Genomic DNA, 23,507 nt, shown 5'->3' on the forward strand with positions numbered 1-23,507 from the left:
CGAGTGCCCACCCCCGAACTGCGCGCGAGCCGCCGCGCGCGCCGCCGCCGACAGCTGGCACGTCGACGCCTGACGGCATCTGTCGTGGCCCTCGTCGTCGTCGGTGGCGCCATCGCCGGCACGATGGCGCTCCTCCATCCGGGTGAGCCCGCACGCGGCACCGAGGCCACGGCCGGGAGCGAGGCCCCGGACCGCGCAGAGTTCGCGGCCCTCGCGGGCGACGTGACCGCCACGATCACGGCCGCAGGCGGCGCACCGCGGGCCGGAGAGCTCGCCCGCACGCTCGTCGGCGCCACCCTCAGCGGCGGCGCGGCGGGGACGACGGCTCTCACGGGAGCCCTCGACGACTTCCGGGCCGAGATCGCCGCACAGACCGACCGGACGCTCGCCGACTACTCCGACGCCGCACACACGACGGAGGCGGCACTCGTGTCGGCCCGCGACACCGTGACCACGGCCGAGACGGCGGATCTCCCTGACGCCGTGACCGCCTGGCGCGCCGCCCGCGACGCGGTGATCGACGATGCGAAGGCCTTCCGCGCCGACCTCATCGCCGACTCGGCCGCCACGAACACGCAGCCGACCGGCGGCGACGTCGACGCCCAGCTCGACTACCTGATGACGTACGTCTTCGACTACAACAGCGACACGTGGGGCGACTACAACCCGTACGGGGGCGATTGCACCAACTTCGCGAGCCAGGGGCTCCTCGCCCGGGGTTGGAAGATCGACGACCGCTGGTACTCGCACGGCGGGATGTGGACGGCATCGAAACCGTGGATCGCGACCGCCGCCATGGCCTCCTACTTCGATTCGCTCGGCCTGTCCTTCTCCACCCAGGACGACCTCGACCGTGTCCGGGTGGGCGACATCGGACTCTTCGACTGGGGTGAGACCGGCGTGGGCTACGACCACACCATGACGGTCTCGAAGGTGGAGTACACCGCCGATGGACCCGTGGTGTCGTTCGTCAGCCACAATCACGACGGCAAGTACCGCGAGCTCCGGGAAGCCCTCTACACCGAGCACACCGACTCGACGGTGCGGATCTACCACATCCCCTGACGCGCGGTAGTGACGACGAGGGGCGGACACCCTGTCGGTGCCCGCCCCTCGTGCTCGCTGTGTCGTGTCAGCTGCCGGCGACGATGTCCGGGGTCGCCGGGATCTCCCCGGCCACTCCCACACCGATCGCGACCTTCTCGCCGCGCGGTGCGCTCTCGAAGGTGAACCGACCGTCGTGGACGTCGACCTTCACGTGGTCGCCGCTGTTGAGCTCGCCGTGGAGGATCTGCTCGCTGAGGCGGTCCTCGACCTCGCGCTGCATGGCGCGACGCAACGGACGGGCACCCAGTGTCGGGTCGAAGCCGATCTCGATCAGCTTGTCCTTGGCGGAATCGGAGAGCTCCACGGTCATGTCGCGGTCGAGCAGACGCTCGCTCAGTCGCTTGGTGAACAGCCCCACGATCTGGCGCAGCTCGGCCTTGCTCAGCTGCGGGAAGACGATGACGTCGTCGACACGGTTGAGGAACTCGGGCTTGAAGTGACGCTTCAGCTCCTCGTCGACCTTCCCCTTCATCCGCTCGTAGCTGGTCTGCGCGTTGCCCTCGACCTGGAACCCGACCGGACCACCGGCGATCGCCGACGAGCCCAGGTTGGTCGTCATGATGATGACGGTGTTCTTGAAGTCGACCACGCGGCCCTGACCGTCGGTCAGGCGACCCTCTTCGAGGATCTGCAGCAGCGAGTTGAAGATGTCGGGGTGGGCCTTTTCGATCTCGTCGAACAGGACCACCGAGAACGGCTTGCGACGCACCTTCTCGGTGAGCTGGCCACCCTCTTCGAACCCGACGAAGCCGGGAGGGGCACCGAACAGTCGCGACACGGTGTGCTTCTCACCGAACTCGCTCATGTCGAGCGAGATCAGCGCACCCTCGTCGTCGAACAGGAACTCGGCGAGCGCCTTGGCCAGCTCGGTCTTTCCGACACCGGTGGGGCCGGCGAAGATGAACGAGCCCGACGGACGCTTGGGGTCCTTCAGACCGGCACGCTGACGCCGGATGGTCTTGGACAGCGCAGCGATCGCCTCTTCCTGGCCGATGACGCGCTGGTGCAACGCCTTCTCCATGAACATGAGACGGCTGGTCTCCTCCTCGGTGAGCTTGAACACCGGGATGCCGGTCGCCTGGGCGAGGACCTCGGCGATCAGACCCTCGTCGACCACGGCGTGGGAGGCGACGTCGCCCGAGCGCCACTGCTTCTCGAGGCGCAGGCGCTCCGCGAGGAGGCTCTTCTCCTCGTCGCGGAGGGCAGCGGCCTTCTCGAAGTCCTGGTCCTCACTGGCGCGCTCCTTGTCCTCGCGGACGCGGGCGATCTTCTCGTCGAACTCCCGCAGCTCGGGCGGGCTCGACAGGATCGACAGGCGCAGGCGGGCGCCTGCTTCGTCGATCAGGTCGATCGCCTTGTCCGGCAGGAAGCGGTCGGAGATGTAGCGATCGGCGAGGTTCGCCGCCGCGACGATCGCGCCGTCGGTGATCTGGACCTTGTGGTGCGCCTCGTAGCGGTCGCGCAGGCCCTTGAGGATGTTGATCGCGTGGGGCAGCGACGGCTCCGCGACCTGGATGGGCTGGAACCGGCGCTCGAGCGCGGCGTCCTTCTCGAAGTGCTTGCGGTATTCGTCGAGCGTCGTGGCACCGATCGTCTGGAGTTCGCCGCGGGCGAGAAGGGGCTTCAGGATCGACGCCGCGTCGATCGCGCCCTCGGCCGCACCGGCACCCACGAGGGTGTGGATCTCATCGATGAAGACGATGATGTCGCCGCGGGTGCGGATCTCCTTGGTGACCTTCTTCAGCCGTTCCTCGAAGTCGCCACGGTAGCGGGATCCGGCGATGAGCGAGCCGAGGTCGAGCGAGTAGACCTGCTTGTCCTTGAGCGTCTCGGGAACATCTCCCTTGACGATCGCCTGGGCCAGGCCCTCGACGACGGCGGTCTTGCCGACACCGGGCTCGCCGATCAGGACGGGGTTGTTCTTGGAGCGGCGCGAGAGGATCTGCATGACCCGCTCGATCTCCTTCTCCCGGCCGATCACCGGGTCGAGCTTGTTGTCGCGCGCAGCCTGGGTGAGGTTGCGTCCGAACTGGTCGAGCACGGCCGAACCGCCCTGGGCGGCTGGCTGGTTCTGCTCGCCCGCACCGGCGGCGACACCCGCGGGCTCCTTGCCCTGGTAGCCGCTGAGGAGCTGAATGACCTGCTGGCGCACCTTGTTGAGGTCGGCGCCGAGCTTGACGAGCACCTGAGCGGCGACGCCCTCGCCCTCACGGATCAGGCCGAGGAGGATGTGCTCCGTGCCGATGTAGTTGTGGCCGAGCTGGAGCGCTTCGCGCAGAGACAGCTCGAGCACCTTCTTGGCGCGCGGCGTGAACGGGATGTGTCCCGTCGGCTGCTGTTGGCCCTGCCCGATGATGTCCTGCACCTGCTCGCGGACGGCATCGAGCGAAATCCCGAGGCTCTCGAGCGCCTTTGCGGCGACACCCTCACCCTCGTGGATGAGACCGAGCAGGATGTGCTCCGTCCCGATGTAGTTGTGGTTGAGCATCTTCGCCTCTTCTTGGGCGAGCACAACCACGCGACGGGCACGGTCCGTGAATCTCTCGAACATCGTCCACTCCTCCACGCGCCGAGTCTTCTGGCGCTTACGAATGACGATAACGACCGCGAGGGGCGGGTATGCCCGTGTTCGCCGTCGGCGTGACAGCCATCCCTCGCACCGTCCGGCGGGTGGGGGCGAGGGCGGGTGGGAAACGTCTGTCTTGACAGGCCGCCATCATCTACATATCGTTTTTCGATAATAACGATTCTCGATATGGAGGCTGATGTGAGTTCCGAGACATCGACTGCTCCCCACCGCGCCGATCGGGTCACGATCCTGGTCATCCTCGTGATCGGCACACTCGCCGGCGCCGTACTGGCCGCAATGGGACTGATCTCCGCGATCTCGCGCATCGCATCGCCCGACGGTCAGACGGTACGGCTGCTCGCCGACATCCCCGTCGAAGCCGGTCCGGGCATCGTCTCGGCCCACGGCGACGGTCTGGTCGTCGTGGCCGACCGCCTGGGGGCGGGCACGTTGTGGCTCATCGCCGCGGGGGAGGTGTTCGGCGCCCTCATGATCGCCGCGGTCACCCTCAGCTTCGGCTACCTCCTCTGGCAGGTCGCGCAGGGCCGTCCGTTCCCCCGCGCTGCCCAGACCGCGGTCCTCGTCACCGGTTGTGCGATCACCTTCGGCAGCCTCCTGTCCCAAGGCCTCGGCGGCCTCGGGCAGATGATGGCCGCGGGCGAGCTGCAGGAAGCCACCGGAGGACTCGCGCTCGTCCAGTTCGAGCTCGCTCCCCTTCCCCTCCTGATCGGCTTCGGGATCATGGCCCTGGCCTACGCCTTCCGCGCCGGACACCGCCTGCAACGCGACACCGAAGGGTTGGTGTGATCGGCATGAGCGCGTTCCTTGCCACCTGGCTCCCCGTAGCCCTGTTCGTCCTCGCCGCCCTGATCGGCGTGACGGTGGCCATCGCGCGGTCGCGTCGGCACCCTGACGCCGCGACCGATTCGAGCGTGGTGGCGGCCACCCTCACCGCCGCGGCCGTCTGGGCCGGTTTCAGCGTGATCGGGGCCGCGCTCTCGGTGGCCGCCAACCTTCAACCGCAGGTGAACATCACCGTACCCGTCCAGGAGTTCTGGCCGCAGCTTCCCGCCGGGACCCTGCTGGAGGGAATGCCGGCAACGATCAGCGGTGGCGGGTTCACGTCGGCAACACTCCTCCTGGAAGACCTCAGCGTCTGGCCCCAGGTCGGGTGGACGGTGTCCCAGGCATTGGGATGGCTCATCCCCGGGGCCGTCGCGGGCCTCATCGCGATCGCCTGCTTCCAGCTGCGCCGGGGACGCCCCTTCGCCCCCGTGTTGGCGCGGGTCGCCTTCATCACCGCTCTCGTCGTTCTCATCGGCGGTACCGCGGCGCAGGTGCTCGGTGATCTCGCCGGAAGCGCCGCGGCGGTGGAAGCACTGCAGTGGCACAGCGGTCGCTATGACGAGATCGCGGGGATCGAGGACGGCATCGACGCATGGTGGCCGAAGCCGGGTCTCGATATCACGATCCCGTTCTGGCCCCTCGGCGCGGGCCTGGGGCTGGCGGCGCTGGCCGCGGTCTTCCGGTACGGCTCGGGAATGCAGCGCGACACCGAGGGGCTCGTGTGAGCCCCGCCGACGACGAGGAGATCACCGGCATCCACTGCCGCCTCGATGAGTTGCTGGCCGCGCGCGGCATGACCCTCACGCGTCTGTCGGAGATCGTCGGGGTGTCTGTGGTGAACCTGTCGATCCTCAAGAACGACCGCGCCCGGGCGATCCGCTACTCGACCCTGTCGGCGATCTGCCGCGCCCTCGACTGCGAAGTGGGCGACCTCCTGGTCCGGGCGGACTGAGGGCGAGCCCCTGGTCCGCGCCGATGGGCGCGACCGGTGTCGTCAGCCTCAGCCGATGGCGATCGAGCCGCCCCCGAACCGGTCGCCTCCCACGAACGAGAGGGTGGCGTCCCGGGAGACCTCTCCCTCGACCGTCGCGACGGCCACCCGCGGCGCCATGTCCATCGTGCACGGCTGATCGGCGGTGACCTTCGCGAAGGTCACCACGACCTCGGTCGGCGACTCGGCGCGCGCCGACTCCACGACCGGGGCACACGACGACGATCCCCACGTCAGCAACGCGAGCACGCCGTCGTCGACCCACCCCGCCGACGGCGAGTACTCCTCGACGGGCGCGCCCGCGTACGGGGCGAGCTCGGCCTCACCGAAGGAGTCGTCGAGCGTGACCTGCACGGGAAGCCCCTTCGCCGGGTCCACCCCGCCGGGGAGGCCCACGAGCGTCCCGCGCGGCACGAGATCGCGCGTGCAGGCCGCAGCGGGATCCGTGCTCAACGACACCACCAGCACTCCCTGGTCGAGGACGACCTCGTCCACCAGCGGTGCGCAGGCGGGAGAGGAGCTCCCCGGCGTGACGACAGCGATCGCCGAGCCGCCCGAGAGCCAGGCCGCGCCGACATCGAGTCCGTCGCCATCGGCCGGCGGCGCCACAGACGGCGAGCCGCCGCTTCCCGGATTCGAACCCCCCGGTTCCGAACCTCCCGGTTGCGCGGCGGATGCGCACCCGCTCAGCAGGACGGCAGCCAAGAGGATCCCGCTCAGTGCGGGAAGACGACGGAGGGGCATCGGGGTCCTTTCGACACGGCCGGACGGGGCTGTCAGTGGATCAGTGTCACGGAAGACGGAATCGTCTCACTGGAGGGCGGAGGTCAGGCGCGCGAGGTTATCGAGAACGGTCGATCGCAGAGGCTGCTGCTTCCATTCCTCCAGCGTCAGCTCGCGGGAGTCGGCGCGGTACTGGTCCTCCACCTCGCGCAGCTGGGAGACGAACTCCTCGCCGCGCACGAGCATGGACATCTCCAGGTTGAGGCCGAACGAGCGCATGTCCATGTTGCTGGACCCGATCACCGCCACCTCGTCGTCGATCGACATCGACTTCGAGTGGAGGATGTAGGGCCGCTTGTACATCCAGATCCGCACGCCCGCCCGCAGCAGCGCCTCGTAGTAGCTGCGCTGCGCGTGGTAGACCATGGCCTGGTCACCTTCTTCGGAGACGAACAGCTCCACGTGGATGCCTCGCTGGCATGCGGTCTGGATCGCCGTGAGCAGCCCCTCGTCGGGGACGAAGTAGGGGCTGACGATGATGATCTTGTGCTGCGCGGCGAACAGCAGGCCCATGAACAGCTTGAGGTTGTTCTGGAACTCGAACCCCGGCCCCGACGGGATGACCTGGCAGTCCAGGTCGCCGGAGCCCTGATGCACGGTGAACAGTTCGATGCCCTCGACGATCTGGTCGGTCTCGCTGAACCAGTCGCTCAGGAAGACGGCATTGATCGAGGCGACGACGGGCCCGTCGATCCGCGCCATCATGTCCACCCAGTGCAAGCCGCGCTTGATGTTCTTGCGGAGGTTGTACGTCGAGTCGGTCACGTTCTGCGACCCCGTGAAGGCGACCACGCCGTCGATCACCAGGAGCTTGCGGTGATTGCGAAGATCGGGGCGCTGGTACTTCCCCTTCAGTGGCTGCACGGGGAGCATCACGTGCCAGAGCGCCCCCATCGCGTCGAGCCGCCGCACGGTCTCCTTGTAGAAGGGCTTGTTGCGGTTGGCCCAGTGGTCCATCAGCACGCGGACGGTGACCCCGCGCGCCGCGACCTCCTCCAACGCCCGGAAGAAGCCGTCTGTGGAGGCGTCGGCCTGCAGGATGTAGAACTCGACGTGGACGTAGGAGGTCGCCTCACGGATCGCCGCAGCCATCGCGTCGAGGCTCTCCTGGTAGCCCGAGATCAAGGTCGCGCCGTTGTCCCCGGACAGCGGAAGAGCGCCGAGGTTGCGATTGAGGCGCACGAGCGATCGGAACCACTCGGGAGCGTTCGGTCGGAGCGTGCCGAAGTCGAGCCCACGACTGGTCTCCCGGATGTAGTCGTTGATCTCGCGCTGTTTCTTCCGCCGTTTGCGGGGCAGCCGCGGGTTGCCGATCAGGAGGAACAGCAGCACCCCGATGAAGGGGATGAAGTAGATCGCGAGCAGCCACGCCATCGCTGCCGTGGGGCGGCGGTTCCGCGGGACGATGATGATCGCCAGGATGCGGATGATGATGTCGATGAGCAGCACCAGCGGGACCCACCAGGTCCACGTCCAGTCGATGGTGATGCTCAGCACGGGCGCGCTCCCAGGGTTCCGATGGCCTCAGCGTATCGGGTGCTCCGACATCGCGAACGGGATGCACACCGCTCACGCGGCCCCGCGCCCCGATCAGGAGGCGGGTTCGTCACCGATTCCGGAGACCATCCCCCGCCTGGCCCGTTCTTCCGCCTCGATCTGGGAGTACACGCGGCGCTCGGAACGGTCCATTCGAAGGATCGACCGCAGCACGAAGATGAACAGCCCCAGCACGACCACGGTGGGCGCGAGCGACCACACCACGGCAGCCCAGTAGTCGTTCAGCATGAGTCCATCGTACGCGTCACGGGGCGGCAATCGCCCGCTCGCCCAACGGATGCGCGGCCATCCCCTCCTCCCCCGCGCCGGTCGCCTCGCGACAGCCGCGCTCCCCTGTGGATGACGGCGGCTCCCGTCCACGAGGTCGGCACGCTCGGGGGATGACAACGATCGTGAAAGCCGCCGACGCCGCGCAGTTCCTCTCCCTCGTCCCCCGCATGCTCGGCTATCTCCCCCGCCGCAGCGTCGTCGTCGTGCCGATGGGGGGAGCCCGGAGCCTGGGGGCGATGCGCATTGACCTGCCCGAGTCGTCCGACGAGGTCGACGCCGGCGAACCGGCGGGCTGCGATCGCGTCGCGGACGAAGGGGCGACCCTCGACTGCCTCGCGGCGACCATCATCGGCATGGTATGCCGCGTGACCGGGGCCGACGGCTTCGCGTCGGTCGTCTACACGGACCGTTGCGGCGGCACCTGCCTCCCGCACGCGGCTCTCGCCACGGCGCTGCGTCGCGCCGCCGACGCCAGCGGGCTCCGGGTGGTCGAGCAGCTGATGGTCGGCGCGAACGGATGGGGTTCCTACCTCGACCCGGTGCCGCGCCTGTCTTCCTTGTCCGATCTGGTCACGCTCCCCTCCGTCGCCGGCTGGGGGCGGTCGCCCGGGGCCACGGATGCAGGCCCGGCGACTCTGGATCCCGTCACGGGCGATCAGACCACCGGTTCGGAGCTGCCTCGATACACCTCGGGCGAGCGCAGGGCGGTGGACGACGCTCACGTCTCGCTCGCGGCGGCCCTCGAGGTGCTGTGCGGCATCCCGTCCGGCACGGAGCGCGGGACTCGCGTCGACCCGGCAGCTCTCGAGGCCGCCTGTCTCCTCGATGACCTCCCCGCGCTCTTCGAGCGTGCGCTTCGCTGGGACCCGGCCACCCTCACCCCGTCGTCAGCGGCGGTGATCGGATGGTGCCTTGCCCGCCCGGCGCTTCGTGACGTCGCCGTCGTGCAGTGGGCCAGCGACATCGCCGGAGGAGAGATCGCGATGGAGGCGCAGCGGCGGTGGGAGGGTGGCGAGGAGTATCCAGCGGAACTCGCCGCGATCCTCTGGGGAGAGGGCATCCGGCCCGACCCCGACCGGCTCTTGCGAGCACGCGAGCTGTGCCGTCACGTCGCGGCACTGTCCTTCGATGGCCGACGAGTGGGGGCTCTCGCCGTCTGCGCCTGGCTGTCGTGGGCCCTCGGAGGCTCCACGCATGCGGGGCTGTACGCCGACGCCGCGCTCTCCCTCGACGCCGACCACGGCCTGGCGGACATCGTGCGATCGTTCGTCGCCACGACCCACCTGCCCGACTGGGCCTTCCGGCGCGGCGGGGTCGGCTGATGCACCGGTGTCCGCCGCGAGTGGGGTTACTTGACGAGGGGGAACAGGATCGTCTCCCGGATCCCGAGACCTGTGATCGCCATCATGAGGCGGTCGATCCCCATCCCCATTCCACCGGTGGGCGGCATGCCGTGTTCGAGGGCCCGCAGGAACTCCTCGTCGACGCGCATGGCCTCGTCATCTCCGCGCGCCGCGAGGGCGGCTTGCGCGACGAACCGCTCCCGCTGGATGACAGGATCCACGAGCTCCGAGTAGCCCGTCGCCAATTCGAACCCACGCACGTAGAGATCCCACTTCTCCACCACGCCCGCGATCGTGCGGTGCTCCCGAACGAGGGGACTGGTGTCGAGAGGAAAGTCCATGACGAAGGTCGGGCGCTGCAGACCGCCCTTGACGAAGTGCTCCCACAGCTCTTCCACGAGCTTGCCGTGGGTGGCAATCTTCTCGGGAACCTCGACGCCCACGTCCGCAGCCAGCGCCTGCAGCTCGGCGAGCGGCGTCTCGGGGGTGATCTCCCGACTCGCGGCCTCCGACAGAGATCCGTACATCGAGATGCGATCCCACTGACCGCCCAGGTCGTACTCCGTGCCGTCGGCCCACGTCACCGTCGTCGAGCCGGCCACCGCGGTCGCCGCGTTCTGCACGAGCTCCTGCGTCAGATCGGCGATGCCGTTGTAGTCGCTGTAGGCCTGGTAGGCCTCGAGCATCGCGAACTCCGGGCTGTGCGTCGAGTCGGCGCCTTCGTTCCGGAAGTTGCGGTTGATCTCGAACACCCGATCGATTCCGCCGACGACGGCGCGCTTGAGGAACAGCTCGGGCGCGATGCGCAAGAACAGCTCTGCGTCGAACGCATTGGAGTGAGTGACGAACGGCCGCGCGGCGGCTCCCCCGTGCTGCACCTGCAGCATCGGCGTCTCCACTTCGAGGAACCCATGCTCGGTGAAGGTGCGGCGCAGGCTCGCATTGACCTTCGCCCGGGCGACGACCGTCTCCCGAGCGAGGTCTCGGACGATGAGGTCGAGGAAGCGCGACCGCACCCGGCTCTCCTCGCTGAGCTCGGTGTACAGATTGGGCAGCGGCAGCAGCGCCTTGGAGGCGACCGTCCAGGTCGACACCATGATCGACAGCTCGCCTCGTCGGCTGGAGATCACCTGGCCGGTGACCGACACATGGTCACCGAGGTCGACGAGCTCCTTCCAGTCCTGGAGCGATTCCTCGCCCACCTCGGCGAGGGAGACCATGGCCTGGATACGGCTGCCGTCTCCGGCCTGGAGCGACGCGAAACAGAGCTTTCCGGTGTTGCGGCTGAAGACGACTCGGCCCGCGACGGACACGACGACTCCCGTCTCCTCACCGGCTTCGAGCTCGTCGAATCGTTCACGCAGTTCGGCGATCGTCGCCGTGACGGGGACGCTCACGGGGTACGGCCCCCCGGCGGCGTCCGTTCGCTCGGCGAGCAGACGTTCACGCTTGGCGAGACGCACCGCCTTCTGCTCGAAGACGTCTTCCGCAGACGGCTCCTCCGCCGACGCACCGCCGGTGGGTGCGTCGGCGTGGGGAGCGGTGGGCTCGGGCGCGGCGGTCATGTCAGGCTCCTCGGGAATCGACCCTCCATACTATCCGCGGCTCCGGCGCCCGCCCCGCGGGGCGGGTCCTTCCGGAGGCAGCGGTCACCCTTCCGACGACGGGAGCGCCTGCAGCGCGGAGTCGATCGTGGAGTGGACGAGCACCGAGAGGTAACGAGCAGGATCGGGGACACCGGCCTCGGCGAGCAGTCCGGCAGACTGGCGCAACAGGGCCGCCGAGAACTCCGTGGCGGTGGCGATCGCTTCGCCGTAAGCCGCCCGGTCGGCCTCCGCGACCACGATGGGCTCGCAGCCGAGCTCCACGGCGAGTGCCTGAGCGATCGGCAGCACCGCCGGCGGCGCGGTCACGGCGGCGTAGGCATCATGCAACTGGCGAAGGTCGATCGATGTCCCTGTAAAGGTGATGGCGGGATGCACCGCCAGCGGGATGGCCCCGCGTCCCATCGCGGGCGCCAAGACCTCGATGCCGTACGACGGGTCCGTGTGGAGCACGAGCTGCCCCATCTGCCAGGCTCCGACCTCGGCGAGACCAGCGACGATCGGGCCGAGCTCGTCGCGAGGAACCGCGACGATGACCAACTCACTGCGCCGCGCGACCTCGTCGGCGTCGAGGGTGGGGACGCCAGGCAGCACGGCCTCGACCCGCTCGGGGTCGGAGCCGCGCGTGATGCCGGTGATCGCATGTCCGGCTCCCGCCAGTGCCGCCGCGATCACCGGCCCGACACGACCGGCGCCGATCACCCCGACGCCGAGACGACCGGATCGCATCACGGGCGGGTCTCCTCGGCACCGTTGTTGCGCGGAGGCACGTCGGGAGATCCGAATCCCGCGGGCTCCGGCGAATCGTGCACGACCTCTGTCGTGATGGTCGCCGGTGGCGGCGCGGAGGCGGCGACCGCCACCGTGTCGGGGTCGGAGTGATACTCCTCGGGGGTGCGCTGAGCCTCCTCCGGGCTGACCTCGCTCCACCGATGGGATCGGTCGCGAGACGACGCCTCCACGATGCCGTGCGCCGTCTGCTCCCAAACCGCCACGGCCGCGGCGCGGTCGAGGATCCCGAGAGATCCCGACACCTGGCCGAGCACGGTGTGGCCCGTGAGGTTCGCGACGTTGAGGGCACGGTCCACGGGCCCCTGGGAGATCCTGATCGATTGCAGCCGCGCCAACGGAAGGAGGACGAGCGCGCGACGGAAGACGCCGCTGCGCAGCAGCAGTGCGTCGGGCGTCAGCAGGAAGCCGTTCCTCCGCCACGACAGGGGGCGGAACACCCGCGCGCGACGCGGAGTCGTCGTGTAGGGGTCCTCGGCGGTCGGCCCGAGAATCCCGCGGTCGAACACGTCCGGCCACGCGTCAGCGGGGAGAGACGGCAGGAGGAGGCGCATGACGCGTTCGACGTCGGCGCGCGTGCCCACCGGGAGCACTTCCGCGGACTGCTGCGACGACGAGTCCGTCGCCGACCTGCCCGAGAGTCGGTTCACCCTGATCCGGAACCATCCCACCGAACGCCAGAGGAGCGGCTGCGCGATCTCGACGGCGTGGATGCGTCCCGGCGGGAGCGTCTCGGTGATGGTCGTGAACAGACCGAACGTCACGCGCACGCCCGACGGCGTCGGGGCGATCGAGTAGCGCAGCGATCGCGTGATCTGACGGAACCAGTACGCGCCGAAACCGATCATCGCCGGCACGATCGAGAACAGCACCCACGGCGTGCCGACGATCGAGCCGACGATCACCGCGGTGAGCAGCGCCAGCAGCCAGATCGTCGATCCCGACAGCACGTGCGAGCCGATCAGGCGCCCGGCCGGAATGTGGACGACCGACTCCGGCTCCGCGTCGGGCCCCTCCGCCCCCTCGATCAGTCCCGTGATCCCCGCGGTGACCACGGCTGTGGCCCGCGACCGGGCAGATCCTTCCTGGCGGGCCTGCGCCTCGGCCAGCTGGCGCCCCGACGCGAGACGCAGGATGTCGCCACGCACGGCCTCCGAGTTCGACGTCGAAAGGTACTCGAGCTTCACGTTCGAGTCGAGTCCGGCCCCGACGACCTCGAGCTTGGCCATGCCGAGCAGTCGCGCGATCATCGGTCGGGTGAGGTTGACCCCCTGCACCCGGTCCAACGGTGCGCGTCGATGCGTCCGGAACAGGACGCCACTGCGCACCTCCACGTCATCGCCGGTGATGCGAAACGTGTGAAACCGCCACGACATCCAGAAGATCCCGATCAACACCAGCACGACACCGAGAACCGCGAGCGCGGCCCACAAGACCAGGTTGTTCGCGACGACGAAATCGATCGGGTCGCCGGTGTACTCGTAATCGAACTCGTCGGCACCCGGCAGGAAGAGGTTGATCAGGCGATCACGGAGGTTGGCCACGATGATGCCGATCACGACCACGAGGAACAGCCCGCCTCGCAGGAGCGGGGTGAGCGGGTGGAGACGGTGCCATTCCCCGTCGCTGAGCGGCGAGCGGACCTCGGCGACGGCGGCCGGACGGATCGGTCCGCCATCGCCCGCCGGCAAACCCCCACCGTCGTCCAGCGGCGGGGGGCCGACCTGCGACCCCGGCGCGGGCGGCGGGAAGGCGTGCGGCTGGTCGCTCACAGCCCGGTCCGTCGGGTCTCAGCGACGTCGATGAGCGTGTCGCGCAGTCGTTCCGCGGCCGCCTGCGAGAGACCCGGGATCGTGACGCCGGTCGCGGCGGCTGCCGTCACGAGCTTGAGCTGCGCGATCCCGAACCCTCGATCGAGAGGGCCGTGAGTGATGTCGACGAGCTGCATGCGCCCGTACGGCACCGCCACCATGCGCTGCCACAGGATCCCGCGACGGAACACGAGATCATCGGTCCGAAGCTGGAAGCCGATCGACCGCGCCTGTCGCGGAAGCACGATGAGGGAAACGAGGGTGATGACGACGGCGACGGCCCCGGGGATCCAGACCCATTCCTGCTCGAACCCGAACCAGAGCACGAGCCCTGCCACCACGACGAGAGCGAGGAACAAGGCGCCGGAGATGAACTGCACCACGACGTACTTCGGCGAGACCTGATGCCACGTTCCGTCGCCCAGCGGGAGACGGTTCGTGTTCCGAGGTTCGGGGATCCGCGTGAACGTGCCGGCATCCATCACCTCGTCGCGGCCGCTCGGAGCGGCGACGTGCACGACACCGTCAGTCTCGATGGGAGAGTCCGAAATCGGGTTCGTCGGGTTCTTCGGGTTCGGGCTGGTCGTCATCATCGTCCTTCCGAATCGTGCAGAGGTGCTCGGCCACGAGGCCGGCGGCCACCAGCAGCACACCACCGATCGCCGCGGCGATGGCCGCACTCATCGAGCCTAACGAGGGCGCCACCGGCCGCGAGACCAGAAAGAGCACCAGGCCACCACCGGCTCCGGCGACCGCCGCCCCGACGATGCTGGAGGCGCGGGCCAACATGACGACGCGCAGCGCGCGGAAAGGGTCCACCGGGCGCGTGTTCGTCCCGGTCGTGGCTCGGCGGATGGGCAGCGCGAGCGCCACCACCACCACTCCGAGCAGGACGAGGAGGACGGGCAGCATGAGCGACGGCGTGAACGTCGGTCGACCCGTGGCCGTGAGGATCTGGTCGAGGAGGAAGCCGGCGGCCGCTCCCGCCACCCCGACGACAGCGAGAAGGCCCGGACTCGTCCGCTTCATCCCGCGCCCTCCTGTCCGAGCGCACGGATCAGATCGGCGACCGCACCGCGACCGGGGAGCACGGCGTCCGGATCGATCGATGCCCATGGAAGGAGCACGAAGTCACGCTCGGCGGCGCGAGGGTGCGGCACCGTGAGCAGGGGGGTGTCGATGCGCAGATCGCCGTAGGCGATGAGGTCCAGATCCAGCGTGCGGTCTTGCCAGCGTGCTGCTCCGGCCACGCGCGGGGCACGGCCGTGGCGCTCCTCGATGGCATGCAGATACCCCAGAAGCACGGTCGGAGCGAGTCGCGTCTCCACGATCGCCACCGTGTTGAGGTAGGACGGCGCCGACGAATCGCGACCCTCCGGGGTCAACGCGACGGTCTCGATCGGCTCCGCGGCCAGCCTCACGCGGGTCAGAGGGGTCCGGTCGAGATCGACGAGGGCCGCACCCAACGTCTGCGACCGATCCCCCAGGTTCGCGCCCAGGGCGATCACCGCCTCCGTCGCCGCCGCGTCTGAGGCAGCGGCATCGCCGTCGAAGCCTTGCGCGAGTCGTCGGTTCATTCCTGGTCCTCCCGGCTCCGGCGGATGGTGATCGCGACGTCGCCGAAGGGCACCGCGATCGGCGCCTGCGGCTTGTGGACGGTGACGGTCACGGCGTCGACTCTCGCGAAGCCGAGCACCGCGTCGGCGATGCGCTGGGCGACGGTCTCCACGAGGTTGGCGGGCTCTCCAGAGAGCACCGCTGCCACGCGTTCGGCCACCTCCCCGTAATGGACGGTATCGGCGACATCGTCCGAGGCCGCCGCGCGCCGGAGAGAGAGCTCGAGCACGACGTCGGCGACGAACTCCTGGCCGTCGCGCCGCTCGTGACCGTAGACACCGTGGTATCCGATCGCGCGGATGCCTGTGATCGAGATCCGGTCGGTCATCGTCCGTCCTCCCACCTGCGCCACACCGTGAGCGCGTCGCGGGTCGCTCCGACATCGTGCACCCGCACGGCCCACACCCCTGCCTGCGCTGCGAGGACGCTGGTGACGGCGGTCGCGAGGTCCCGCCGCCGCTCATCGACACTGTCCGACGCTTCGCCGCCCGCGAGAGCCTCCGCAAGGAACCGCTTGCGACTGGTCCCCACGAGCACGCGCGGGCCCATCGCACACACGCGATCGAGCGCCCGCAACGCCTCCCAGTTCTGTGCGCCGCGCTTGCCGAACCCGATCCCGGGATCCAACACGATCCGCGCCGGCGGGATCCCCGCGGCCGCGGCGGCGGCGACACGCGCCTCCAACTCGACCACCAGCTCGCGCGGGAGGTCGCGGTACTCGGCTGCGGCATACATGTCCGCGGAGTGCCCGCGCCAGTGCTGCAGGATGACGTCGCAGCGCAGCGCAGCGACTGCCGCCAGCATCTCGGGGTCGGCGAGTCCGCCCGAGACGTCGTTCACGAACAGCGCCCCGGCTTCGACGGCGGCGACGGCGGTCGCGGCGTTCATCGTGTCGATGCTCACGGGGATCCCGTCTCCGGCGAGCGCCGCCACGACGGGAAGCACGCGCTCGCGCTCGACGGCAGGATCCACCCGCTGGGCGCCCGGTCGCGTCGACTCGCCTCCGATATCGAGGATGTCGGCTCCCGCGGCGCGCAGGTCGCGGCCGTGAGCGATCGCCGCCTCCGGATCGAGGTGGCGCCCCCCATCGCTGAACGAATCGGGGGTGACGTTGACGATCCCCATCACGAGGGTCATGACGCCGGCTCCGTCATGTCGACGACCCGTGGCCGCTCAGGAGCAACATGATCTCCGACCGGGCCGCCGGTTCCGCGAGCTCACCGCGCGCAGCGACGGTCACCGTCGAGGCGTCGGGCTGTCGCCCGCCTCGCATCGTCACGCACTCGTGGGTCGCATCCAGGACCACCACGACGCCGCGTGTGTCGAGCGAGCCGGCGATCACGTCGGCGATCTGCTCCCCGAGACGCTCCTGCACTTGGGGGCGAGCGGCCAGCACGTCGACGACGCGAGGAAGGGCGCCGAGCCCGACGACCTGCTCCCCCGGCAGATATGCGATGTGGGCGTGCCCGGCGAAAGGCAAGAGGTGATGCTCGCACACCGAGCGGAACCGGATGTCGCGGAGCATCACCGCGCCGGAGGGCAGCGTGTCGGGCGCGGGACCGCGGGTCACCGAGATCGTGTGGGCGAGCGGGGCGGCCGGATCCTCACCCACACCCGCGAAGAACTCGGCGTACGCGTCGGCAACGCGTTGCGGGGTCAGGCGCAGGCCGGGACGATCGGGATCCTCTCCGATCGCCTCGAGCAGGTCGCGCACCAGAGCGGCAACGCGGTCACGATCGACGGCCACGGATCGAGCTTATGCGGTCGCCGGTCGCGCCTGCCCGCTGGGACGCCGGGCCGGCGCCTTCTGCGCCGCCGCATCGTCCTCGGCCGCGACGCTGGCGGCGAGGCTCGCCTCGTCGCGGGTGCGCGGCACCTCGACGGGCGGCAGTGTGGACACGGGCCGCTCCTGGCTGGATAGCCACTGCGGGCGCGGCGGCAGCTTCTTCACGTCAGAGAAGATCTCGGCGAGCTCGAGGTGGTCGAGCGTCTCCTTCTCCAGCAGCGCCAGCGCGAGCTTGTCCAGGATGTCGCGGTTGTCGTTGATCACCTGGTAGGCCTCGTTGTGCGCCTGTTCGATCAGTTCGCGCACCTGCGCGTCGACGCGCTCGGCGATCCGCTCGCTGAAGTCACGGCCGTGACCCATGTCGCGACCCATGAAGACCTCACCCGACGACGATCCCAGCTTGACCGGCCCGATGTCGTCGGTCATGCCGTACTCGGTGACCATCTTGCGGGCGATCCCGGTGGCCTTCTCGATGTCGTTCGAGGCGCCCGTGGTGGGGTCGTGGAAGACGATCTCCTCGGCGACACGGCCACCCATCGCGTAGGTGAGCTGATCCTGCAGCTCGTTGCGGGTGACGGAGTACTTGTCCTCCAGCGGCAGCACCATCGTGTAGCCGAGCGCCTTGCCACGCGGAAGGATCGTGACCTTCGTGACGGGGTCGGTGTTGTTCATCGCCGCCGCCGCCAGGGCGTGACCACCCTCGTGGTAGGCGGTGATGAGCTTCTCCTTGTCCTTCATCACGCGTGTCCGTCGCTGCGGTCCGGCGATGACACGGTCGATCGCCTCGTCGAGCGCGCGCATGTCGATCAGCTGGGCGTTGGAGCGCGCCGTGAGCAGCGCCGCCTCGTTGAGGACGTTGGCGAGGTCGGCACCCGTGAAGCCGGGGGTCTTGCGAGCCACGACCGACAGGTCGACCGACGGCGAGAGCGGCTTGCCGCGCCCGTGCACTTCGAGAATCCGCTGCCGACCCTTGAGGTCGGGAGCATCCACGCCGATCTGCCGGTCGAAGCGCCCGGGGCGCAAGAGCGCCGGGTCGAGGATGTCGGGACGGTTGGTGGCCGCGATCACCAGCACCGACGCCTTCGGATCGAAGCCGTCCATCTCGACGAGCATCTGGTTGAGCGTCTGCTCACGCTCGTCGTGACCACCGCCCATTCCGGCGCCGCGATGACGACCGACGGCGTCGATCTCGTCGATGAAGATGATGGCCGGGGCGTTTTCCTTCGCCTGGTTGAAGAGATCGCGCACGCGGCTCGCGCCGACACCGACGAACATCTCCACGAAGTCAGAACCCGAGATCGAGTAGAAAGGAACGCCCGCTTCTCCGGCGACGGCGCGCGCGAGGAGGGTCTTTCCGGTTCCGGGAGGGCCGTACAGGAGCACACCCTTGGGGATGCGCGCGCCGACCGCCTGGAACTTCGCGGGGTCCTTCAGGAAGTCCTTGATCTCCTGCATCTCCTCGATGGCCTCGTCGGCCCCGGCAACGTCGGCGAAGGTGACCGTCGGCGTCTCCTTGGTCACGAGCTTGGCGCGCGACTTGCCGAACTGCATGACCTTGCTGCCGCCGCCCTGGGCACTGGAGAGGAGGAACCAGAACAGCAGCCCCAGCAGGATCAGCGGGATCATGAGAGACAGGAGGCCGTCCCAGAAGGTGGCCCGCGGCACGACGTCGTCGAAGCCCTCCTTCGGCTTGGCGGCATCGATGGCCGCGACGACCTCGTCGGCACGGGCGGAGTTGTAGTAGAACTGGACGTTCTTCGAGCCCTGGAAGTCCTTCGACAGGGCGAGATCGACCCGCTGGTCACCATCGGTCATGACGACCTTGGTGACGGTGTCGCCATCCAGGAGACCGAGGCCCTCCTGCGTCGTGATCCGCTTCGCGCCGGTGAGCCCGGAGATCAGCGACATGCCGATGAGGAACAGCACGCCGATGAGCAACACGTAGACGAACGGGTTGCGGGTGAGCTTCTTGAAGTCCATGATCCGCTCAGGCTATCGCGCGCCGACTATGCGCGGTCTGTGCATTCGCCCACGGCGTACCGAGCATCCGCGGGCGCTGCGGGCTCCGCGAACCGTCAGCTGTAGACGTGCGGCGCGAGCACGGCGACGTCGCGCAGGTTGCGGTAACCCTCCGCGTAGTCGAGGCCGTACCCGACGACGAACTCGTTGGGGATGTCGAATCCCACGTAGCGGCAGTCGATCTCGACCTTCGCCGCTTCGGGCTTGCGCAGGAGCGCCAGCACCTCGATCGAGGCCGCGCCTCGAGAGGCGAAGTTCTCGAGCAGCCAGCTGAGGGTGAGACCGGAGTCGATGATGTCCTCGACGATGAGCACGTGCTTGCCGGTGAGGTCGGCGTCGAGGTCTTTGCGGATCTGGACGACGCCGCTAGACTTGGTGCCGGCGCCGTAGGACGAGACGGCCATCCAGTCCATCGCGATCTCGCGAGGAAGAGCCCGGGCGAGATCGGCCATCACCATGACCGCTCCCTTCAGGACCCCGACGAGCAGCAGGTCCTTGCCCTCGTAGTCGGCGACCACTTGGGCGGCGAGCGCGTCGAGTCGTTCCTGGATCTGCTCCTCGGTGACGAGGACGGTGGTCAGCTGGTCTGCGATGTCGGCCGCGCGCATCCTTCGAGTGTAGGCACTCGCATCCGCCTCCCCGAACGCCGCGGGCCGGACGGTCGAGGTGCGGGACAGAGCGGAGGACCGGGAGCACATGACTCCCGGTCCTCCTGATGTCAGCGCGCGAGCGCTCTCACTCCGCGCGAGCGGTGCGGCGGGTGCGGGCCCAGACTCCGAGGCCGACCAGCAGTGCTCCGAGCGCGAGGATGCCGTATGCCGGCTCCCCACCCGTGATCGCCAGGCCCGGAGGCGGCGGGGTCTCGTGGTGGTGGTCGACGCCGGTCGGCGGCGGCGTCTCGTTCCCCGGCGGGGTCACGGGCGGCGTCGCGGGCGGGGTCGCCGGAGGCGTGACCGGCGGCGTGGGCGGCGGGGTCCGGGTGAGCGTGTTGGTCACGGTCACCCGAATCGGCTCGCCTCGCCCGATCGTGATCGACGTCGCCGACAGGCGCGGGGTCTCCCACGTGGCTCCGTCGATGGTGACCGGCGCCAGCTCCGACAGCGACAGCACGGCTCCGACCGGCAGCGGCGACGACGTGACGACGGCGCCGTCGGCCGGCAGGACGAGCGTGCCGGATCCTGCCGCGAAACCATCACCGGCGGGGTACTCGTACGCGAGCGTGAAGGTGGTGTCGCGCGCGACCAGGTCGGCCCCGTCACCCTCGATGACCTTCGTGGCCGAGAACGGCGCCCGCGCGACGGTGGCCTCGTTCGTGAGCGTCACCGCGACGGTGGCGTCGGCGCCGAGCGCGAAGTCGTTCTGCGAGAACTGCGGCTCCGCCCAGTCGATGCCCGCCGGACCCGTCGGGACGATCTCCTCGACGTGCACCCGCGACCCCGCGTCGAACTCCGGGCTCTTCCAGGTGTCACCCTCGGCGACCTGGAAGGTCCCCTCGGTGACCTCACCGTCGGGTGCGGTCACGGTGTAGGTCCCCTCGAACTCCAGGCCCGCAATCGGCTCGTCGCTCCAGCGCACCTCCTTGGTGATCGAGAAGTCGCCCACGCGATCGCCGCCGCCCACGCCGCCGCCGCCCTGACGGGTGACGGTGCCGGTGACGGTGCGGGTGGTCTCGCCGGCGATCGTGATGTCCGCCTCGTTCGTGTAGGTGCGCGCGGCCCCGCCATCGGTGACCTTGACGTTGCCGTGCACCGAGTAGAACCATCCGCCCTGCGAGCGGAACGAGACGAGCACCGCGTCACCGTCTTCGGTGATGGTGGCACCGACCTGGGAGGTCACGCGCGTCCAGCCGGTGGGCTTTCCCGTGGCGTCGACCTTGTTGGTGCCGATGACGAAGATGTCGATCGCGCCCGCCTCGGTGCGCGCCCATTCCTGGTTCTCGCCGAGCCGCTCCCGCACCGTGACGAGCTGGTCGTCGGCCATGCCCTCACGCGGCGCCTTGATGTCGACGGCCCACGCGATGGTGTCGGTCTCACGGTTGTACTTGCCGGACTTCTTGTTCGGCATGCCCTCGAACGTGCAGTCGGGGCAGGTGGACGAGCCGGGCGTGACCGTGACCGACGCATCGACGTCGCCGAAGTCGTAGGTCATCTCGGTGGTCTCGGTGACCTCGGTCTTCACCTCGACCCAGAAGTCGAACGTTCCCTTGAGGTTCCGCGGGTGCTCTGCGAGGTAGTCGGCGTCGAAGTCGCAGACGATCTGGGTGGCCCCGACGGTGCACGTGCCCATCACCTCGCCGGCGGCGTCGTGCAGGGCGAACGAGTCGGACAGCCCTTGGAGGTCGTCCGGCAGGTCGATGACGAACCCCGCGGGCGGCGTCGGATTGTTCGGAAGCGACCACGCTCCGGTCAGCTCCGCCTTCTGGCCCGACTCGACCGTCGACTGCGTGAACGCGATCGACGTGACGGTGGCCTCGGTCTCATACGGCGGCGCGGCCTGTGCCGCCGTGACCGCCGACAGCGCCATGACGCCGCCGATCACGAGCGCCAGCGCCGCGCTCACGCGCTTTCGCGCACGCGCGAATCTGTTCATTTCGTCCCTCCCCCAGGTACGAGCGCACGCGCCCCCCGGCGCCGTGCGATATGCGGGGAGAGTCGTCTCACCCGCCATAGATGAGATGGGCGGACGTGCGTTCTATTACGCGGAGGCGACGAACTCGATGCGCGACCCGCGGCGGAGAGCCCGACATCCGGGGAGGTCGATGGGCCCCTGACCGGTCCATTCGGTGACGAGCCGAGCGACCTCCCGCGTCTGCGCGCGAGTGAGGCTCTGCCCGAACTCGCTCGCGACGACATGGCGGATGATGCGGTGCCGGAGCGCGGGTGGGTTCGCGGCGAGCGCCCCGACCGACACGGCGATCCCGGCCTCCGCCGGCTCCACGATGTCCTCGATCGTCTCGTCGATGATGGCCGCGAACGCATCGGCGTCTTCGCGCAGCTGATCCGCCGTCCGGGCGAGAGCCTCGGCGACTCCGGGGCCGAGTGTCGTCTCCAGCAGGGGAAGCACGTCGTGGCGCACGCGCACGCGGAGGAAGCGGCGGTCGAGGTTGTGCGGGTCGTCCCACGGGTCGAGCGACTGCGCGATGCAGGCGGCGCGGGTCGTGCTGCGCCGCACCTCCAGCAGCGGACGGAGCCACCGCAGTCCCTCGACCTCCCGATCGGGCGAGATGCCGCCGAGGCTCGCGGCGCCCGAGCCGCGAGCGAGCCCCAGGAGCACCGTCTCGGCCTGGTCGTCGAGCGTATGGGCCAGGAGCACGCGCCGCGCGCCGGTCCCGCGGGCCACGGCCGCCAGCGCGGCCCGGCGGGCGTCACGGGCGGCGGATTCGGGTCCGCCGTCGGAGCCGACCTGCACGCGCACCACCCGCGCGGCGAGCCCGAGCGACTCGGCGGTCGCCGCCGCGCGCGCCGCCACGACCGCGGAATCGTCCTGGAGCCCGTGGTCGACCACGACGACCGTGGCCGTGATCCCGGTCTTGGGGGCCTCGAAGGCCACCGCTGCGGTCAGCGCGAGCGAGTCGGCGCCTCCGGACAGCCCGACGACGACCGGCGAGTCATCGCCCGCGAGAGCCTCCCGCACGGCGCGGCGCACCGCGGCGACGGCGGGATCGAGTCCGGGGCGGCGGTCCATGGCTCCACGGTATCGACTGCGCGGCAGGCGGTCTCGCGCGCGATCGGTTCACCACTCCGGAGTTTCCCCGCGCGCCGGGCCTGTGCGGGACTATCCCGGCCGCCGCACGTCGTTTTTCCGGAGTTCTGCACGCGACGGGGGCGTGACTAGGCTGGTCCCCGGCATTCCACAGCTTTCCGAAGGAGAACCGTCATGGGCGCGTACGACGCCGTCATCGAGATCCCGCGCGGCAGCCGCGTGAAGTACGAAGTCGACCACGGAACCGGTCGCGTGTTCCTGGACCGCGTGCTGTTCACGCCCATGGGCTATCCCGCCAACTACGGCTTCTTCGAAGACACGCTCGGCGAGGACGGCGACCCGCTCGACGTGCTGCTGCTCCTCGACCGCGACCTCTACCCCGGCGTGCTGGCCAAGGTGCGTCCGGTCGCCGTGCTGAAGATGCTCGACGAGGCCGGTGGCGACGACAAGGTGGTCGCCGTGCTCGCGAAGGACCCGCGCTGGGACCACATCCAGGACGTCGATGACCTCGACGAGTGGACCAAGGGCGAGATCAACCACTTCTTCGAGCACTACAAGGACCTCGAGCCCGGCAAGTGGGTCAAGGTCGACCAGTGGGCCGGGGCTGCCGAGGCCGAGCGCCTGGTCGCCGAGGCGTTCGAGCGGTTCCAGGAGAACGACGCGCAGACCGCCACCCAGGGTGAGGGTCACGCGCCGAAGACCATCTGACGCAC

General features: G+C 69.4%; 23 protein-coding genes. 6 read left to right on the forward strand and 17 right to left on the reverse strand.

The window, feature by feature from the left end:
• The first annotated feature begins 3 nt into the window (after positions 1–3).
• On the forward strand, positions 4–1,065 hold the full coding sequence (locus tag AVP41_RS16670) for an amidase domain-containing protein (RefSeq protein ID WP_157532462.1): 1,062 nt from the start codon (positions 4–6) through the stop codon (positions 1,063–1,065).
• A 67-nt stretch (positions 1,066–1,132) separates the two neighbouring features.
• Here the strand turns inward: AVP41_RS16670 and AVP41_RS11110 are convergent, their stop codons facing one another.
• Complete coding sequence (locus AVP41_RS11110) at positions 1,133–3,658, reverse strand: ATP-dependent Clp protease ATP-binding subunit (protein ID WP_067164334.1); 2,526 nt, start codon at positions 3,656–3,658, stop codon at positions 1,133–1,135.
• 216 nt (positions 3,659–3,874) lie between these two features.
• On the opposite strand from AVP41_RS11110, the gene AVP41_RS11115 reads away from it, so the two are divergent.
• The 3 genes from AVP41_RS11115 to AVP41_RS11125 are packed head-to-tail and all read left to right on the forward strand — an operon-like array spanning position 3,875 to position 5,474.
• Entirely contained in the window at positions 3,875–4,483 is a 609-nt protein-coding gene (locus AVP41_RS11115) for a hypothetical protein (protein ID WP_157532463.1), read from the forward strand.
• Positions 4,484–4,488: 5 nt separating this feature from the next.
• Positions 4,489–5,247 (forward strand): hypothetical protein, encoded by a 759-nt coding sequence (locus AVP41_RS11120; RefSeq protein WP_067165840.1) that lies wholly within the window; start codon positions 4,489–4,491, stop codon positions 5,245–5,247.
• Positions 5,244–5,474: a helix-turn-helix domain-containing protein gene (locus tag AVP41_RS11125; RefSeq protein ID WP_067164338.1), complete on the forward strand. Its 231-nt coding sequence runs from the start codon at positions 5,244–5,246 to the stop codon at positions 5,472–5,474. The genes AVP41_RS11120 and AVP41_RS11125 overlap by 4 nt, the downstream gene beginning before the upstream one ends.
• A gap of 48 nt (positions 5,475–5,522) precedes the next feature.
• On the opposite strand, the gene AVP41_RS11130 is transcribed toward AVP41_RS11125, so the two are convergent.
• The 3 genes from AVP41_RS11130 to AVP41_RS11140 all read right to left on the reverse strand — a co-directional run bounded on the left by AVP41_RS11130 (position 5,523) and on the right by AVP41_RS11140 (position 8,081).
• On the reverse strand, positions 5,523–6,257 hold the full coding sequence (locus AVP41_RS11130; protein ID WP_067164339.1) for a hypothetical protein: 735 nt from the start codon (positions 6,255–6,257) through the stop codon (positions 5,523–5,525).
• Between the two features lie 66 nt (positions 6,258–6,323).
• The gene (cls, locus tag AVP41_RS11135; protein WP_197464319.1) at positions 6,324–7,793 is read right to left on the reverse strand and encodes a cardiolipin synthase; all 1,470 of its coding nucleotides are present in this window, start codon (positions 7,791–7,793) and stop codon (positions 6,324–6,326) included.
• Between the two features lie 93 nt (positions 7,794–7,886).
• Positions 7,887–8,081, reverse strand: a complete 195-nt coding sequence (locus AVP41_RS11140) for a hypothetical protein (protein WP_331709386.1) — start codon at positions 8,079–8,081, stop codon at positions 7,887–7,889.
• 152 nt (positions 8,082–8,233) lie between these two features.
• Between AVP41_RS11140 and AVP41_RS11145 the strand changes: the two genes are divergently transcribed.
• The gene (locus AVP41_RS11145) at positions 8,234–9,445 is read left to right on the forward strand and encodes a DUF4192 family protein (RefSeq protein ID WP_067164340.1); all 1,212 of its coding nucleotides are present in this window, start codon (positions 8,234–8,236) and stop codon (positions 9,443–9,445) included.
• Between the two features lie 26 nt (positions 9,446–9,471).
• On the opposite strand, the gene lysS is transcribed toward AVP41_RS11145, so the two are convergent.
• The 13 genes from lysS to tilS all read right to left on the reverse strand — a co-directional run bounded on the left by lysS (position 9,472) and on the right by tilS (position 22,776).
• The gene (gene lysS, locus AVP41_RS11150) at positions 9,472–11,031 is read right to left on the reverse strand and encodes a lysine--tRNA ligase (protein ID WP_067164342.1); all 1,560 of its coding nucleotides are present in this window, start codon (positions 11,029–11,031) and stop codon (positions 9,472–9,474) included.
• A gap of 84 nt (positions 11,032–11,115) precedes the next feature.
• Positions 11,116–11,799: a DUF2520 domain-containing protein gene (locus AVP41_RS11155; RefSeq protein ID WP_067164343.1), complete on the reverse strand. Its 684-nt coding sequence runs from the start codon at positions 11,797–11,799 to the stop codon at positions 11,116–11,118.
• Positions 11,799–13,631, reverse strand: a complete 1,833-nt coding sequence (locus AVP41_RS11160) for a PH domain-containing protein (protein WP_331709387.1) — start codon at positions 13,629–13,631, stop codon at positions 11,799–11,801. Before AVP41_RS11160 ends, AVP41_RS11155 begins: the two co-directional genes overlap by 1 nt.
• Positions 13,628–14,260 (reverse strand): PH domain-containing protein, encoded by a 633-nt coding sequence (locus AVP41_RS11165; RefSeq protein WP_082829166.1) that lies wholly within the window; start codon positions 14,258–14,260, stop codon positions 13,628–13,630. The genes AVP41_RS11160 and AVP41_RS11165 overlap by 4 nt, the downstream gene beginning before the upstream one ends.
• Positions 14,196–14,699 carry a DUF3180 family protein gene (locus tag AVP41_RS11170; RefSeq protein WP_067164345.1) on the reverse strand — a complete coding sequence of 168 codons (504 nt, stop codon included), beginning with the start codon at positions 14,697–14,699 and terminating at the stop codon, positions 14,196–14,198. The genes AVP41_RS11165 and AVP41_RS11170 overlap by 65 nt, the downstream gene beginning before the upstream one ends.
• On the reverse strand, positions 14,696–15,247 hold the full coding sequence (gene folK / locus AVP41_RS11175; protein WP_067164347.1) for a 2-amino-4-hydroxy-6-hydroxymethyldihydropteridine diphosphokinase: 552 nt from the start codon (positions 15,245–15,247) through the stop codon (positions 14,696–14,698). Before folK ends, AVP41_RS11170 begins: the two co-directional genes overlap by 4 nt.
• Positions 15,244–15,615 (reverse strand): dihydroneopterin aldolase, encoded by a 372-nt coding sequence (folB, locus tag AVP41_RS11180; RefSeq protein WP_067164349.1) that lies wholly within the window; start codon positions 15,613–15,615, stop codon positions 15,244–15,246. The genes folK and folB overlap by 4 nt, the downstream gene beginning before the upstream one ends.
• Entirely contained in the window at positions 15,612–16,424 is an 813-nt protein-coding gene (gene folP, locus AVP41_RS11185) for a dihydropteroate synthase (RefSeq protein WP_067164351.1), read from the reverse strand. The genes folB and folP overlap by 4 nt, the downstream gene beginning before the upstream one ends.
• Before the next feature lie 13 nt (positions 16,425–16,437).
• Positions 16,438–17,034 (reverse strand): GTP cyclohydrolase I, encoded by a 597-nt coding sequence (gene folE, locus AVP41_RS11190; RefSeq protein WP_067164353.1) that lies wholly within the window; start codon positions 17,032–17,034, stop codon positions 16,438–16,440.
• Positions 17,035–17,043: 9 nt separating this feature from the next.
• Positions 17,044–19,053 carry an ATP-dependent zinc metalloprotease FtsH gene (ftsH, locus tag AVP41_RS11195; protein ID WP_067164355.1) on the reverse strand — a complete coding sequence of 670 codons (2,010 nt, stop codon included), beginning with the start codon at positions 19,051–19,053 and terminating at the stop codon, positions 17,044–17,046.
• Positions 19,054–19,148: 95 nt separating this feature from the next.
• A complete protein-coding gene (hpt, locus tag AVP41_RS11200; RefSeq protein WP_067165851.1) occupies positions 19,149–19,700 on the reverse strand; it encodes a hypoxanthine phosphoribosyltransferase in 552 nt (183 codons plus the stop codon).
• 127 nt (positions 19,701–19,827) lie between these two features.
• Positions 19,828–21,681 carry a DUF5979 domain-containing protein gene (locus AVP41_RS11205; protein WP_067164357.1) on the reverse strand — a complete coding sequence of 618 codons (1,854 nt, stop codon included), beginning with the start codon at positions 21,679–21,681 and terminating at the stop codon, positions 19,828–19,830.
• A gap of 105 nt (positions 21,682–21,786) precedes the next feature.
• On the reverse strand, positions 21,787–22,776 hold the full coding sequence (gene tilS / locus AVP41_RS11210) for a tRNA lysidine(34) synthetase TilS (protein WP_067164359.1): 990 nt from the start codon (positions 22,774–22,776) through the stop codon (positions 21,787–21,789).
• Positions 22,777–22,968: 192 nt separating this feature from the next.
• On the opposite strand from tilS, the gene AVP41_RS11215 reads away from it, so the two are divergent.
• A complete protein-coding gene (locus AVP41_RS11215; protein ID WP_067164361.1) occupies positions 22,969–23,502 on the forward strand; it encodes an inorganic diphosphatase in 534 nt (177 codons plus the stop codon).
• Positions 23,503–23,507: the final 5 nt, after the last annotated feature.

The sequence above is a fragment of the Microbacterium sp. TNHR37B genome (genome assembly GCF_001620065.1).
Lineage (GTDB): Bacteria > Actinomycetota > Actinomycetes > Actinomycetales > Microbacteriaceae > Microbacterium.

Bases quoted from the DNA above. Each gene is read 5' to 3' on its own strand.
- AVP41_RS11110 (WP_067164334.1), bottom strand. From the start codon at position 3,658: ATGTTCGAGAGATTCACGGACCGTGCCCGTCGCGTGGTTGTGCTCGCC.
- AVP41_RS11120 (WP_067165840.1), top strand. From the start codon at position 4,489: ATGAGCGCGTTCCTTGCCACCTGGCTCCCCGTAGCCCTGTTCGTCCTC.
- AVP41_RS11130 (WP_067164339.1), bottom strand. From the start codon at position 6,257: ATGCCCCTCCGTCGTCTTCCCGCACTGAGCGGGATCCTCTTGGCTGCC.
- AVP41_RS11140 (WP_331709386.1), bottom strand. From the start codon at position 8,081: ATGCTGAACGACTACTGGGCTGCCGTGGTGTGGTCGCTCGCGCCCACC.
- AVP41_RS11145 (WP_067164340.1), top strand. From the start codon at position 8,234: ATGACAACGATCGTGAAAGCCGCCGACGCCGCGCAGTTCCTCTCCCTC.
- lysS (WP_067164342.1), bottom strand. From the start codon at position 11,031: ATGACCGCCGCGCCCGAGCCCACCGCTCCCCACGCCGACGCACCCACC.
- AVP41_RS11155 (WP_067164343.1), bottom strand. From the start codon at position 11,799: ATGCGATCCGGTCGTCTCGGCGTCGGGGTGATCGGCGCCGGTCGTGTC.
- AVP41_RS11165 (WP_082829166.1), bottom strand. From the start codon at position 14,260: ATGACGACCAGCCCGAACCCGAAGAACCCGACGAACCCGATTTCGGAC.
- AVP41_RS11170 (WP_067164345.1), bottom strand. From the start codon at position 14,699: ATGAAGCGGACGAGTCCGGGCCTTCTCGCTGTCGTCGGGGTGGCGGGA.
- folK (WP_067164347.1), bottom strand. From the start codon at position 15,247: ATGAACCGACGACTCGCGCAAGGCTTCGACGGCGATGCCGCTGCCTCA.
- folB (WP_067164349.1), bottom strand. From the start codon at position 15,615: ATGACCGACCGGATCTCGATCACAGGCATCCGCGCGATCGGATACCAC.
- folP (WP_067164351.1), bottom strand. From the start codon at position 16,424: ATGACCCTCGTGATGGGGATCGTCAACGTCACCCCCGATTCGTTCAGC.
- ftsH (WP_067164355.1), bottom strand. From the start codon at position 19,053: ATGGACTTCAAGAAGCTCACCCGCAACCCGTTCGTCTACGTGTTGCTC.
- hpt (WP_067165851.1), bottom strand. From the start codon at position 19,700: ATGCGCGCGGCCGACATCGCAGACCAGCTGACCACCGTCCTCGTCACC.
- AVP41_RS11205 (WP_067164357.1), bottom strand. From the start codon at position 21,681: ATGAACAGATTCGCGCGTGCGCGAAAGCGCGTGAGCGCGGCGCTGGCG.
- tilS (WP_067164359.1), bottom strand. From the start codon at position 22,776: ATGGACCGCCGCCCCGGACTCGATCCCGCCGTCGCCGCGGTGCGCCGC.
- AVP41_RS11215 (WP_067164361.1), top strand. From the start codon at position 22,969: ATGGGCGCGTACGACGCCGTCATCGAGATCCCGCGCGGCAGCCGCGTG.